The 11,782-nt window shown below is 63.2% G+C and carries 16 protein-coding genes; 7 read left to right on the top strand and 9 right to left on the bottom strand.

Going from position 1 to position 11,782, the window contains the following annotated elements:
- Positions 1–9: 9 nt before the first annotated feature.
- The gene (locus K3767_RS10330) at positions 10–630 is read left to right on the top strand and encodes an HD domain-containing protein (protein WP_221173502.1); all 621 of its coding nucleotides are present in this window, start codon (positions 10–12) and stop codon (positions 628–630) included.
- Positions 570–1,487, top strand: coding sequence for a D-alanine--D-alanine ligase (locus tag K3767_RS10325; RefSeq protein ID WP_221173501.1), 918 nt, complete (start codon positions 570–572; stop codon positions 1,485–1,487). The genes K3767_RS10330 and K3767_RS10325 overlap by 61 nt, the downstream gene beginning before the upstream one ends.
- Here the strand turns inward: K3767_RS10325 and K3767_RS10320 are convergent.
- Positions 1,465–2,187 (bottom strand): 1-acyl-sn-glycerol-3-phosphate acyltransferase, encoded by a 723-nt coding sequence (locus K3767_RS10320; RefSeq protein WP_221173500.1) that lies wholly within the window; start codon positions 2,185–2,187, stop codon positions 1,465–1,467. The two genes, K3767_RS10325 and K3767_RS10320, sit on opposite strands and share 23 nt — an antisense overlap.
- Before the next feature lie 65 nt (positions 2,188–2,252).
- Here K3767_RS10320 and hisD point away from each other — a divergent pair, with 65 nt between their 5' ends.
- A complete protein-coding gene (hisD, locus tag K3767_RS10315) occupies positions 2,253–3,557 on the top strand; it encodes a histidinol dehydrogenase (RefSeq protein WP_221173499.1) in 1,305 nt (434 codons plus the stop codon).
- Here the strand turns inward: hisD and K3767_RS10310 are convergent.
- On the bottom strand, positions 3,541–4,581 hold the full coding sequence (locus K3767_RS10310) for a bis-aminopropyl spermidine synthase family protein (protein WP_221173498.1): 1,041 nt from the start codon (positions 4,579–4,581) through the stop codon (positions 3,541–3,543). The genes hisD and K3767_RS10310 overlap by 17 nt on opposite strands.
- A gap of 121 nt (positions 4,582–4,702) precedes the next feature.
- Here K3767_RS10310 and K3767_RS10305 point away from each other — a divergent pair, with 121 nt between their 5' ends.
- The gene (locus K3767_RS10305; RefSeq protein WP_221173497.1) at positions 4,703–5,131 is read left to right on the top strand and encodes a desulfoferrodoxin family protein; all 429 of its coding nucleotides are present in this window, start codon (positions 4,703–4,705) and stop codon (positions 5,129–5,131) included.
- Here K3767_RS10305 and K3767_RS10300 read toward each other — a convergent pair.
- Positions 5,128–5,658 (bottom strand): (Fe-S)-binding protein, encoded by a 531-nt coding sequence (locus tag K3767_RS10300; RefSeq protein ID WP_221173496.1) that lies wholly within the window; start codon positions 5,656–5,658, stop codon positions 5,128–5,130. The genes K3767_RS10305 and K3767_RS10300 overlap by 4 nt on opposite strands.
- Positions 5,659–5,730: 72 nt before the next feature.
- On the opposite strand from K3767_RS10300, the gene K3767_RS10295 reads away from it, so the two are divergent.
- From K3767_RS10295 to K3767_RS10285, 3 genes are read left to right on the top strand one after another with little or no spacing between them, the layout of a single operon-like run.
- Entirely contained in the window at positions 5,731–7,029 is a 1,299-nt protein-coding gene (locus K3767_RS10295; protein WP_221173495.1) for a radical SAM protein, read from the top strand.
- A complete protein-coding gene (locus K3767_RS10290; RefSeq protein ID WP_221173494.1) occupies positions 7,026–7,766 on the top strand; it encodes a lipopolysaccharide kinase InaA family protein in 741 nt (246 codons plus the stop codon). Before K3767_RS10295 ends, K3767_RS10290 begins: the two co-directional genes overlap by 4 nt.
- Positions 7,735–7,953, top strand: coding sequence for a hypothetical protein (locus K3767_RS10285; protein WP_221173493.1), 219 nt, complete (start codon positions 7,735–7,737; stop codon positions 7,951–7,953). The genes K3767_RS10290 and K3767_RS10285 overlap by 32 nt, the downstream gene beginning before the upstream one ends.
- Here K3767_RS10285 and rsmG read toward each other — a convergent pair.
- The 6 genes from rsmG to rpoZ are packed head-to-tail and all read right to left on the bottom strand — an operon-like array spanning position 7,934 to position 11,777.
- Positions 7,934–8,542, bottom strand: coding sequence for a 16S rRNA (guanine(527)-N(7))-methyltransferase RsmG (gene rsmG / locus K3767_RS10280; protein WP_221173492.1), 609 nt, complete (start codon positions 8,540–8,542; stop codon positions 7,934–7,936). The genes K3767_RS10285 and rsmG overlap by 20 nt on opposite strands.
- Positions 8,543–8,565: 23 nt before the next feature.
- Positions 8,566–9,546, bottom strand: a complete 981-nt coding sequence (locus K3767_RS10275) for a DUF4931 domain-containing protein (protein ID WP_221173491.1) — start codon at positions 9,544–9,546, stop codon at positions 8,566–8,568.
- Between the two features lie 3 nt (positions 9,547–9,549).
- Positions 9,550–9,912 carry an RNA polymerase-binding protein DksA gene (dksA, locus tag K3767_RS10270; protein WP_221173490.1) on the bottom strand — a complete coding sequence of 121 codons (363 nt, stop codon included), beginning with the start codon at positions 9,910–9,912 and terminating at the stop codon, positions 9,550–9,552.
- Complete coding sequence (gene moaC / locus K3767_RS10265) at positions 9,893–10,396, bottom strand: cyclic pyranopterin monophosphate synthase MoaC (RefSeq protein WP_255592391.1); 504 nt, start codon at positions 10,394–10,396, stop codon at positions 9,893–9,895. The genes dksA and moaC overlap by 20 nt, the downstream gene beginning before the upstream one ends.
- The gene (gene dnaJ, locus K3767_RS10260; RefSeq protein ID WP_221173489.1) at positions 10,393–11,517 is read right to left on the bottom strand and encodes a molecular chaperone DnaJ; all 1,125 of its coding nucleotides are present in this window, start codon (positions 11,515–11,517) and stop codon (positions 10,393–10,395) included. Before dnaJ ends, moaC begins: the two co-directional genes overlap by 4 nt.
- Positions 11,514–11,777, bottom strand: coding sequence for a DNA-directed RNA polymerase subunit omega (rpoZ, locus tag K3767_RS10255; RefSeq protein WP_221173488.1), 264 nt, complete (start codon positions 11,775–11,777; stop codon positions 11,514–11,516). The genes dnaJ and rpoZ overlap by 4 nt, the downstream gene beginning before the upstream one ends.
- Positions 11,778–11,782 lie beyond the last annotated feature (5 nt).

Below are 11,782 nucleotides of genomic sequence, written 5' to 3'. Positions count from 1 at the left end.
AAAGAGGACATGGGGAGGATTCCGACCCTGGAGGAGTGCTACGAATTGCTTGCGCGGGAGGGGGTTCCCCGGCACATCGTGCGTCACTGTGAGCGGGTGGCGCAGGTAGGGGTCTTCCTGGCCCGGGAGCTGGTTCGGGCGGGTCAGCCCCTGGATGTCTTTCTGGTTGCGGCCGGAGGATTGCTTCACGATCTCACCAAGCACCATTCCCTGCGGACCGGGGAGAATCACGCCGAAAGCGCCCGGCGGAGGCTTCGCGCTCTGGGGTTCCCCGAGGTAGCCGAGGTGGTGGGGAACCACATCTTTCTGAAACCCGGGCCTCCGGGGACCCCCATCAGGGCCGACGAACTGGTGTACTATGCGGACAAACGGGTTCGGCACGAGGAGATCGTCACCCTGAAGGAACGCTTCGTGGACCTCAGGGAACGCTACGGAAGGAGGCCCTCCTCCTGGGTGCGCATCTGGCGCCTGGAGGAACTCACCAGGCTCCTCGAGCGGCGGATCTTCCGGTTTCTTCCCTTCGGTCCGGAAGAAGTTCTGCGTTTAAATCGGGTGGAGGATGTGCGAGGATGCCTTACCGCGTGGCTTTACTCGCCGGGGGAATCTCCCCGGAAAGAGAGGTCTCTTTAAAGGGCGGGGCCGCGGTGGAGCGGGCCCTGCGCGCTCTGGGGCACGAGGTGGTGCGTTTCGACCCCCCGGGGGATCTTCCCGAACTTGCCGCAAGGGCCCGGGAGTTCGACGCCGCCTTCCTGGTGCTTCACGGACCCGGGGGGGAGGACGGAACCATCCAGGGTTTCCTGGATTCCCTGGGCCTTCCCTACCAGGGGGCCGGCGTGCTGGGTTCGGCCCTGGCCGTGCACAAGGGGCTTTCCCGTCTCCTTTATCAGACCGCGGGGCTTCCGGTGCCGCCCGGAAGGTGTTTTTCCCGGGAAGGACAGGACGAGATCCCGCCCTTCTGCGAGAGTCTCGGTTTTCCGGTGGTGGTGAAACCGGCCACCCAGGGTTCGAGCCTGGGACTATCGGTGGTTAAGGGCCCGGAGGATCTCCCCCGGGCCCTTGCGGAGGCCTTTGCCCTGGACGACGAGGTGGTGGTGGAGCGTTTCCTCAGGGGGCGGGAGCTCACCGTGGGGGTCCTGGGAGAGGAGGCCCTCCCGGTGGTGGAGATCATTCCGGAAAGATGCGAGTACTTTGATTACGAGACAAAGTACACCCCCGGAGCGGCCCGGGAGATCTGTCCGGCCGACCTGCCGGAGGACATTGCCGCGAGGGCCCGGGAATACGCCCTGAGGGCCCATCGGGCCCTCAGGCTCAGGCACTACAGCCGCACGGACATGATCGCGATGGAGGGAGAGATTTATCTACTCGAGACCAATACCATTCCCGGCATGACCGAGACCAGTCTGCTGCCCCTTGCCGCAGGGGTGGCGGGTCTCTCCTTCGAGGAGCTGGTGGAGAGACTCCTTCTCATGGCCCTGCGGGGGGAATGAACCCTTCCACGAAGTTTCGCACCTTACGGGCGAGTTTCTCCTTATCCCGGCTGCTCAGCCCCTGGGTGGGGATGGGCTCCCCTATTATCACCCGCACCCTTCCGGGGCGCACGATAAGTTTTCCTTTGGGCAGGATCTTCTCCGTGCCCAGGATGGCCACCGGCACCGCCGGCACTCCGGCCCGAATGGGGATGAGGAACCCCGCGGTCTTGAAGGGTAGCAGTCGCCCGTCCGCACTGCGGGTCCCCTCCGGAAAGACCACCACGGAGTAGCCGGCCCTGACCCTCTCCGCACAGGCGATGAGGCTCCTGAGACCCTCCCGGGGATCCTCCCTCTCCACGGGGATGTAGCCCAGGGCCGAAAGCCCCCAGCCGAAAAAGGGGATTCGAAAGAGGTTCCTTTTGGCCAGGAAGCGGATTTCGAAGGGGCGCAGGACCTCCTCCAGCACGGGGATGTCCATCTGGCTCCGGTGGTTGGCGAAGAATACATACCGTTTTTCCGGATCCAGACGCTCCAGTCCCTCCACCTCGATCCTCACCCCGGAGATCCGGAGCACGATCCGGCACCAGAGCCAGGCCACCCGATGGGCCAGAACCTTGCGTTTTTCCACCAGGGCTATGAGGATGGCCACCGTCCCGAAAGCCGGCACCGAGGTCAAAAGAAAGAGGGCCAGGATCAGGTTGCGCAGGAAAATCTCCATCCTTCCCTCCGGTTGGAGAGCATGGTATGAGATTCCGAAAGATCGGTCAAGGTGTGGAGGTATTCATGAGGATTTTCAGGGAGGAATCCCGGGCCGGGAGGCGGTTTCTGGAAAGGTTGATCCATCGGGGTGAGAGGATCCCTCTGCGCGTCGAGCGCTCGGTGAGGAAGATCCTCTCCGAGGTGCGGCGCCGGGGGGACGAGGCCCTGGTGGACTTCACCCGGCGTTTTGACTGTCCGGACTTTACCGCGGATCGACTCCGGGTATCCGAGGAGGAGATCCGGAACGCCTATCGGGAGGTCTCTCCGGAACTTCTCTCCGCCCTGCGGCTGGCCATTGAGAATGTGCGGGCCTTTCACGAAAGACAGCGGGAGGAATCCTGGTTCTTCACCCGGGAGGGGGTCTTTCTGGGACAGATGGTGCGCCCGGTGGCCTCGGCGGGGCTCTATGTGCCCGGAGGGGCCGGTGGCCAGACCCCTCTGGTCTCCACGGTGGTCATGACCGCGGTGCCGGCGCGGGTGGCCGGGGTGGAGCGTATCGTGATGGTCTCCCCCCCCGATCGGGAGGGGAGACTGCATCCGGCCCTGCTGGTGGCCGCGGCCGAATGCGGGGTCACGGAGATCTACCGGGTGGGAAGCGCCTGGGCCATAGGGGCGCTGGCCTACGGTACGGAGACCATCGCTCCGGTTTCGGTCATTGCCGGCCCGGGCAACATATATGTCACCGTGGCCAAGAAACTCCTTTACGGGGAGGTGGGGGTGGATCTGGTGGCCGGTCCCAGCGAGGTCCTCATCGTGGCCGACGAGTCGGCCCCTCCGGAACACCTGGCCTGGGATCTGCTGGCCCAGGCCGAGCACGACCCCCTGGCTACGGCGGTGCTTTTAACCCCTTCGTGGCGACTGGCTCGCCGGGTGAGGGAGGCCCTCGCCGGGGCCCTTCCCCGCCTTCCCCGACGCGAGGTGGCCGAGGCCTCCCTCAGAAAACGGGGCGGGCTGGTGGTGACCCGGAGCCTGGAATCGGCCATCGATCTGGCCAATCGCGTGGCCCCGGAGCATCTGGAGCTGGCCGTGGCCGATCCCTTCGCCCTGCTTCCCCGGATAAGGAACGCCGGGGCGGTCTTCCTGGGGCACCACACCCCGGAGGCCCTGGGCGATTATGTGGCCGGCCCCAACCATGTGCTTCCCACCCTGGGGGCGGCCCGGTTCACCTCCGCCCTCTCGGTCTCGGTCTTTCTAAAGAAGACCGGTCTGCTTTCCTACGAGGCCGCGGCCCTGAGACGCGAGGGCCCCGCGGTGCTCACGCTTGCCGAGACCGAGGGCCTTTCCGCTCACGCCGAGGCCGTGCGCGTACGCCTCAGGAATTCTCCTTGAGGTAGGAGGGAAGCGGGGTGGCCCAGGATTCTTCGTCGAAGTAAAGCTCCCGCAGGTCCTTTGGGGGCTCGAATTCCGGCACCCGCGGCCCCTCCACCACCTCAAACCGCACGAAGGAACTCTTGTACCAGTCCACCTCCGGAAGGGGTAGCTCCAGCTTTTTCATGATCTCGTAGGTATCGTAAAAGTGCTCCCACTGATTCTCCCTTTCCGGATAGATGGCGAAGTCCCGCAGGATGTCGGTTATCACCAGCCCGGCGGAAAGGATGAACTTTTCGAACTCGAACCACTTGCGCAGGGAGGCCTCCCGGTGGGTGAAGCCCATGTAGCCCACCGCCCCGGGTCCCTTGAGGGCCTCCAGACACCTCCCCACGAAGAGCTTGAGCCCCTTTTTCGTCTCCACCGGGTCCGTTACGAAGACATCAAAGGCCCGTTTCAGGCCTTCGGGAAGGGCCTCAATCACATTGTAGTCGTAAACCTCGATCCAGGGGAGGTTTTCCCGGCGGGCGAAGTCCTGAATGAAGCGGTTGATGCGCCGGTCTATCTCCACCACCACGATGCGACGGGGCATCCCGGTGAGTCCCATGGCCACGGAGAGGAGGTCGTCGTCGCCCAGGATGAAGATCTCGGCCTCCTCCAGGTCGCCGCGCTGGTAGATGTAGGCCACCCGGCGCACGGTGTCCACCGGGCGCACGAAACCCTGGTCGTAATCGCTGGTGGGAAGGGGGCGATCCCGGGTAACCTCCATGAACCGCCGGTAAAGGTCCTCCCAGAAACCCCTGAGTTCCACCCCCAGACCGCAGGTGCGACACACGGTATCCGCAAAGGGCCGGTAGGGGACCTCCTTTCGAAGGTGAAATCTGTAGTCCCTGTAACCTATCAGCCCCTCTTCCAGGAGCCGGTTTACGACCTCAAAGAAGACGGCGATGTGGCCATCCTGATAGTTGATAAGTTCCCAGAAAGATTTGGGACCGAGCTTCAGGGTCCTTAATACCTGTTTTCTTATTCGATCTATCTCGGACACATTCCTACCCCCGCTTTTTTCCTTCAAAACCTAACAAAATCTAGTGAATTGACAAGGAACGGAAAAAGGCTATCCTCGAAATTGGAAGAGATATAATTTAAAAAAGCTTTTGGGGGATCAGATGAAGAGACGAGCTTTCGTTAAGGGTTTGGCGGGTCTGGTCCTGGTGGGGGTGGCCCCTCCCGCCCGGGCCGGGGAGAAGAATTATCTGCGTCTGCGCAATCCCCGCAATCCTTCCCTGCTTGAAAAGAAGCATGTTCCCGGGGTGGAGGTTCCTCTGCGGGTGAAGGCCGGGGAGTGGTTTGAGGTTAGGGTTCGGGTGGGTTACCTTGTGGAGCATCCCTCCACTCCAACGCACTGGATCACCTGGATAGCCCTTTTATGCAATGGTCGGAAGATAGCGGAGGTCAGGTTTCCCGAGGGAGGTCCTCTCGCCTCTGTGGCCACCTTCAGGATTAGACTGAAAGAAAGCGCCGTTCTGGAGGCGGTGGAGAACTGTAATCTTCACGGGACCTGGATTAGCGAGCCCGTGAAGGTGGAGGTGAGTTAGCCCTCACCCAGGAGTTCTTCCAGTTTCCGGCGATCCCGGGAGTGCGGGGCCTCCTGAAGGGGAGGGCAGTCTTTGAGTTCCGCCTCACCGGAGGAAAGTTTGGCGGCGAAGGCCAGACAGGAGGGTTCCCCGCAGCGACCGCAATTGGTCCGGGGGAGATAGCGGTATATGGTCAGGGCCGGGGGAAGGCGGCGGGGTTCGAACCGGGGCTGAATTTCTCCCCGCCGCCGGAGGATTTCCTCAAGGAAGGCCTCCGCCTCGTCCCTGGCCCGGCGCCCCTCCTCAAGGTCAGACACCGGCGCCACCTGCACATGATCGCGCCGTACCGCCACCTTGTAGCGTCCCAGCCGGAAGATCAGCACCGGTTCCCCGGGATCGTAATAGACCACCCGGGCGGCGGCGTTAAGGTAGGGCATGAGCGGAGCGAGGTCCTCCTCCGCCGGCACCACCACCCTGTAGCGCGGACACCGCGCATCCACATAACACGAGGAGGGCTCGAGTCTGAAGTCCGGGCGCAGTATCGACATGGTCGTTTCCCGCCTTATGCTAATACAATCTGGAGGTAGAGTCCAATCCCTGCCGGGGGTGTTAAACGGAAAGTGGATGTTCTCCTGGTCAATCCCTGGATTTACGATTTTGCCGCCTATGACCTGTGGCTCAGGCCTTACGGACTCCTGCGCCTGGGCGGGCTCCTGCGGACCCGGGGCTACCGGGTGGCCCTTCTGGATCTCCTGGATCCCTTCCATCCGGAGCTGCCCCGTCGTCCCCGGAGAAAAGCCTTCGGCACCGGCCATTTTTACCGGGAGGTGATCCCGCGGCCCGCGCACCTGGGAGAGGTCCCCCGCACCTTCGCCCGTTACGGTATCCCCCCGGCGCTGGCCGAAGAGGAGCTGCGGAGCCTGGCCCCGCCCCGGCTCATCCTCCTCACCTGCCTCCAGACCTACTGGTACCCCGGGGCCCTTGCGGCCTATCGCCTCCTCCGGAAGCATTTTCCGAAGACCCCTATCCTTCTGGGGGGAATCTACGCCCGGCTCTGTCCGGATCACGCCCAGCGGAGTTTCCCCGACGCGGAAGTCGTTGCCGAACACCGGGAAGAGGCCATCCTCTCCCGCATCCGGAACCTGATTGAACCCGGGGGAGAACCGTCTCCCCGGGATTATCCGGTTTTCGACCTGCAGCGAAGACTTCCCTACGCGGTGATTCTCACCGGAAGGGGATGTCCCTTTCGTTGCGCCTACTGCGCCTCGGGAATACTTTTCCCGGAGTTTGAAAGACGCCCCCCGGAGGAGGTCTTTCGGGAAATTCTCTTCTGGCACGAACGATACGGAGTGAGGGACTTTGCCTTTTACGACGACGCCCTGCTGGTGGACTTCGAGGGGCACCTGGGGGTTGTTCTGGAGAGGGTCCTTTCGCGGGGGCTTGCGGTGCGTTTTCACGCCCCCAACGCCCTTCACGCCCGATTTCTTTCCGCGGAGGTGGCCCGTTTGCTGCGTCGGGCCGGTTTCGTAACCGTGCGTCTGGGGTTAGAGACCCTGGATCGCCGCTACGACCGGAAGGTAAGCCGTGAGGAATTCGAGGCGGCGGTGGCGGCCCTCCGGGAGGCCGGCTATCGCCGGGAGGAAATAGGGGTTTATCTGCTCTTCGGCCTTCCGGGGCAGAGTCTTTTCGAGGTGCGAGAGGCCGCGGAGTATGTGGCCTCGGTGGGGGCCCGCCCCATCCTGGCCGAGTATTCCCCGGTGCCCGGAACGCCCCTTTTTGAGGAGGCCGAAACTCGTTCCCGCTATCCCCTTTCCGAGGACCCCCTTTTTCATAACAATTCCCTGTTTCCGGCCTTTCCCGATCCGGACTGGGAGGCTATAGAAGAACTAAAGGTCTATGTGCGGGCTCTCGGGGCATGAGAATTTTCGAGATTGAACCGAACTGGCGGGAGGTCCTTGAGGCGGTGGGGCTGGCCTCCTTTGAGGCCCTGTGGGAGACCTCTTTTCCCCCTCTCAAGCGCAAGACCGATCGGGAGATACTCAGGTTCGAGCTTGCGGGTCGTCCCCTTTACCTCAAGCGTTACTTTCGTTTCGGGTGGCGGGAATTTCGCACCGGTGCAGAGAGGGAGTGGTGGGCGGCACGGGAGCTGGCCCGCCGGGGGTTCGGGGTGCCGGAGCCGGTGGCCTTCGGTCTGGAGAGGAACTGGCGCCCCCGCCGCGCCCTGAGCCTCTTCGTCGGAGCCCCCGGGGAGCGTCTCGAGGACCTCCTGCGCCGAAGTCCCGAGGCCTACCGGGAGATCCTTCCGGTTCTGGTGGAGACCGCGGTCCGTTTCCACGGAGAGGGTTTTTCTCACCAGGACTTCTACCTCTGTCACCTCTTCTGGGACGGAGGGCGGCTCGTCCTCATCGACCTCCAGAGGGTGCGCCGGTCCGAAAGGCCCAGAATACGATGGATCGTCAAGGATCTCGCCGAGCTTTTTTACTCGGCCAGAACGGTCCTGGGGCCCGTTTCCCCGGACTTCGAAAGGGACTTCCTTTCCGCCTACGCCCGATTCCATCCCTGGATTCAGAGCCCGGGGGTGATTAAAAAGATAGAAAAGAAGATCCGGAGGATAGCGGCGCACGATGCGAAACTCAAGGCCAGAGGCGGGGCTTAGGTCGGGAAATCCCAAATACGGGGCCGGAGTGTGCGACTTCTGCGGCGAGCCGCGTCCTCTTCTCTGGAGGTGCCGGCGCTGCGGTTTTTCGGTGTGTCAGGTCTGCCTTTCCCAGGATCAGAAGCGTTTTTCCTGCAACGCCATTACCTGGGTCTGCCCCAATTGCCTCAACTGGGAGACCCTTTGAACACCTTTATCAGTAGCAGGGTCTTGGGGCCGGTGGTGCGGTAGGGGTGTTTTTCGATCCCCAGGTCGGGTCTTCGCCGCAGGAGTTCCCGGATTTCGGCTTCACCCCGCGGCCCCTTGGGGGCCAGGAGGATCCCGTTGGTCCTCAGGAGCGGTTCGGAAAGTCTCCACAGTTTGGCGAGATCGGCCACGGCCCTCGCCGTCACCGCGGCGAAGTAGTTTCGCGGCACCTCCGTGTCCTCGGCCCGGGCCCGCACCACCCGGACCCCGGGAAGGTCGAGGGTAGCCCGGGCATATTCCAGAAAGGAGACCGCCCTGCGGCGGGGCTCCACCAGCCACACCTCCAGTTCCGGCCGCATTATCGCCAGCACCATCCCGGGAAGCCCGGCACCGCTTCCCAGGTCCGCCACCGGTCCTCCGGTGAGGTGGGGCACCAGAAACACCGCGTCCAGGAGGTGCTCGGAAAGGAGGCGTTTTGCCCGCCTCTCGCCGACGAGACCCAGGGGATGGGCGAACTCCGCTAAGAGACGGGCGAAGGCGAGGAGCCTTTCCACGGCCTCCTCCGTGGCCCCGGGGACGATCCTCCGCACCTCCCGCCGGAACCTCTCCGGGGTCATTTTATAAGCGGACGCAGAAAGGCCGCGGCCTCTTCCGGACGGACGGGCACTATGTAGGCCTCGGCCCCCCACTCGAAGCCGGCCACCCGGGTGAGGGCCGGCACCAGCTCGAGGTGCCAGTGAAAAAAGGGAAGGGCAGGGGATCCCAGGGGTTCGGTGTGGAGAAAGAAGTTGTAGGGGAGTCCGGGGAGGGTCGCCTCCAGAGCCCGGAGGATCCGGAGAAGAAGGGCGACGAACTCGAGGCGCAGATCCGAAGTCATCTCCCAGAAGGTCTGGCCGTGGATCCTGGAGACGATCCAGGTCTCCAGGGGCTGGCGGGGAGCAAAGGCCTGAAAGGCCACGAAGTGTTCGTCCACCGCAAGAATTCGCGGTCCGGAGGCCTCCTCCCGCACGAGCCGGCAGAAGAGACACTCGCCGGTTTCCCTGAGAAAGGCCTCGGCCCGGACCATTTCCCGTTCCACCAGGCCCGGCACGAAGGGCAGGGCCAGGATCTGACTGTGACTGTGACTGAGCGAGGCTCCGGCCCGACGTCCCCTATTCTTGAAAAGGAGGACATAGCGCCAGCGCCCCTCGGCCGCAAATTCCCGAGCCCGGAGAAAAAAGGCCTGAAAAAGGAGGTCCGCCTCCTCCGGGGTAAACTCGTGAAGGGGTTTTCCGTGATCGGGGGTCTCGATGACGACCTCGTGGTGCCCCGCTCCGGGACTTCTCCGGTAAAAGGGAGAGTGGCTTTCCGCGTAGGCGGTTTCGGGGTGGAGGGCCGGGTAGCGGTTGGGCACCACCCGGACCTTCCAGGAGTTCCCCTCCGGGGGCAGGCGCAGTATCTCCGGAGGAGTGAGTTCCTCGTTCCCCGGACAGAAGGGACAGCGGAAGGTCTCGGTCTTTTCCTCCGGAACCCGGAAGTCGGTGGGACGCCGGCCCCTTTCCGGCGCTACCAGGGCCAGTCTCCCGCTTACCGGATCCTCACGAATTTCCGGCAAGGTCTATTCCCCGCGCAACCTCTCCATTCTCTCCTGCTCGCGCTTGCACCGGATGCAGAGGGTGGCCTCCGGACGGGCCTCGAGACGCTTCTCCTCGATCTCCTCCCCGCAGGCCTCACATATTCCGTAAGACCCCTCCTCGATCTTTTGCAGGGCCCTGTCGATCTTTTTTATGAGTTTGCGCTCCCGATCCCGCAGGCGCAGCTCAAAGCCGAGATCACTTTCCATGGTGGCGATGTCGGTGGGATCCGCCAGGTGTTCCGCGCCCCCCTCCAGGGCGTGAAAGGTGCGATCCGCCTCGGCAAGGAGTTTCTTTTTCTTCTCGATGAGGAGATTTTTGAAGTGCTCAAGCTTCCTGGGATCCATAAAGTCCTCCTTCCTCGAGGATCACCTCCCCGCTTTTGCCCCCGGTCTTTCTTATCAGCCGAATATCCGTAATCCGGACGGCTTTGTCAATCCCCTTGCACATGTCGTACACGGTGAGGGCCGCCACGGACACGGCGGTAAGGGCCTCCATCTCCACCCCGGTCTGGGCCACGGTGCGCACCCGGGCCTCGATCTCCAGGCTCCGGGACTCTTCGTTCAGGGCGAAGTTGATCTCGATCCTGGTGAGGGGAAGGGGATGACACAGGGGGATGAGTTCCCAGGTCCTTTTTGCCGCGAGGATCCCGGCTATGCGGGCCGCCCCGAAGAGATCCCCCTTGGGGAGGTTCCGATCCCTCACCAGGGGAAAGACCTTCTCGCCCAGTAGAACCCGTCCCCGGGCCACGGCCTCCCGCACCGTGGGGGCCTTTTCCGACACATCCACCATGCGGGCGCTTCCGTCAGGGGCAAGGTGCGTGAAGCTCACTTCTCCGTCTCCCTGAAGAGCCTTTCCCAGAAGCTCTTTTTTCGGCGTCCCTTCACCTCAGGCCCCCGGGATTTTTCCAGTTCGGCGAATCGCCGGAGGAGTTCCTCCTGTTCGCGGTTCACCCGGCCGGGAAGCCGCACCTCCAGGTGCACAATGAGATCCCCGGGCTCTCCTCCCCGGGGATCCGGTAGCCCTTTTCCCTTTATGAGGAGGCGATCGCCGGGCTGGCTCCCCCGGGGGATCTCGATCCTGATCTTCTCGCCGGAGAGGTGACGCACCTCGGTCTCGGCCCCCAGGATGGCGTCCACCACTCCGATGATCAGATCCAGGTGCAGGTTTTTGCCCTCGCGGCGGAAGTAGTCGTGCGGCTTGGTACGGATGCGGAGGTAGAGGTCCCCGGCCGGACCACCGTAGAGCCCCGCCTCCCCCTCTCCGGGCACCCGCACCACGCTGCCCTCATCCACTCCCGGGGGAATCTTTACCTTCAACCTCTTGCGCCGCCAGACTCTGCCCTCACCCCGGCAGCGGGGACAGGGGTCGGAAACATAGGTGCCCACCCCGCGACAGTTAGGGCAGGTGGTGCTCACCCGGAAAAATCCCTCGGAATGAACGATGTGCCCCCGACCCTTGCAGACCGGACAGTATCTGGGCTGGGCCCCGGGAGCGACCCCCGAGCCCCCGCAGGTCTCGCAGCGTTCGTACTTCTCCAGGGTAACCTCGGCCTCCTTGCCGGAGTAAACCTCCTCCAGGGTGAGGGTCAGCTCGTAGGAGAGGTCCGCCCCCGGGCGGGGTCTGCGCCCCGGTCTCTCCCTAAAGCCGAAACCGAAGAACTCCTCAAAGAGGTCCGAGAAGGCCGAAAAGATGTCCTCCACATCCTCGAAACCGCGAAAACCGGTCCGGTGAAGCCCGGCCATTCCCTGAGAGTCGTATATGGCCCGTTTTTCCGGATCGGAAAGGACCTCGTAGGCCTCGGAGATCTCCTTGAACCTCTCCTCGGCCTCCCGATCGCCGGGATTGCGATCAGGATGATACTTCAGGGCCAGACGGCGATAGGCCTTTTTGATCTCCTCCTGAGTGGCGTTGCGGGGAACTCCCAGGATGGCATAGTAGTCCTTTTTCACGACTCCTCACCGGAGGCCTTGCCCTCGAGGAGATCGGATATGGAAAACTCCTCGGCCTCCCTGGCCAGATCTTTTATGTTTTCGAAGGTCACCTTTCCCGCCGCGATCTCCCGAAGGGCGGTAACGATCTCTTTGTTGTCGCATTCCACCAGGGGTCTCGCCCCTTTGCGAAGCTGTTTCACCCTTTCCACGGTGAGATGAATGAGTTTGAAACGATTGGGAACCTTCTCCAGACAATCCTCAACGGTGACCCGGGCCATAGCCC

Origin of the sequence: Thermosulfurimonas sp. F29 (genome assembly GCF_019688735.1) — a bacterium.
In the GTDB taxonomy this organism is placed as follows: Bacteria; Desulfobacterota; Thermodesulfobacteria; order Thermodesulfobacteriales; family Thermodesulfobacteriaceae; genus Thermosulfurimonas_A.
The sequence above is the reverse complement of the archived record's forward strand: the minus strand, read 5'-3'. Positions and strand labels throughout refer to the sequence as shown.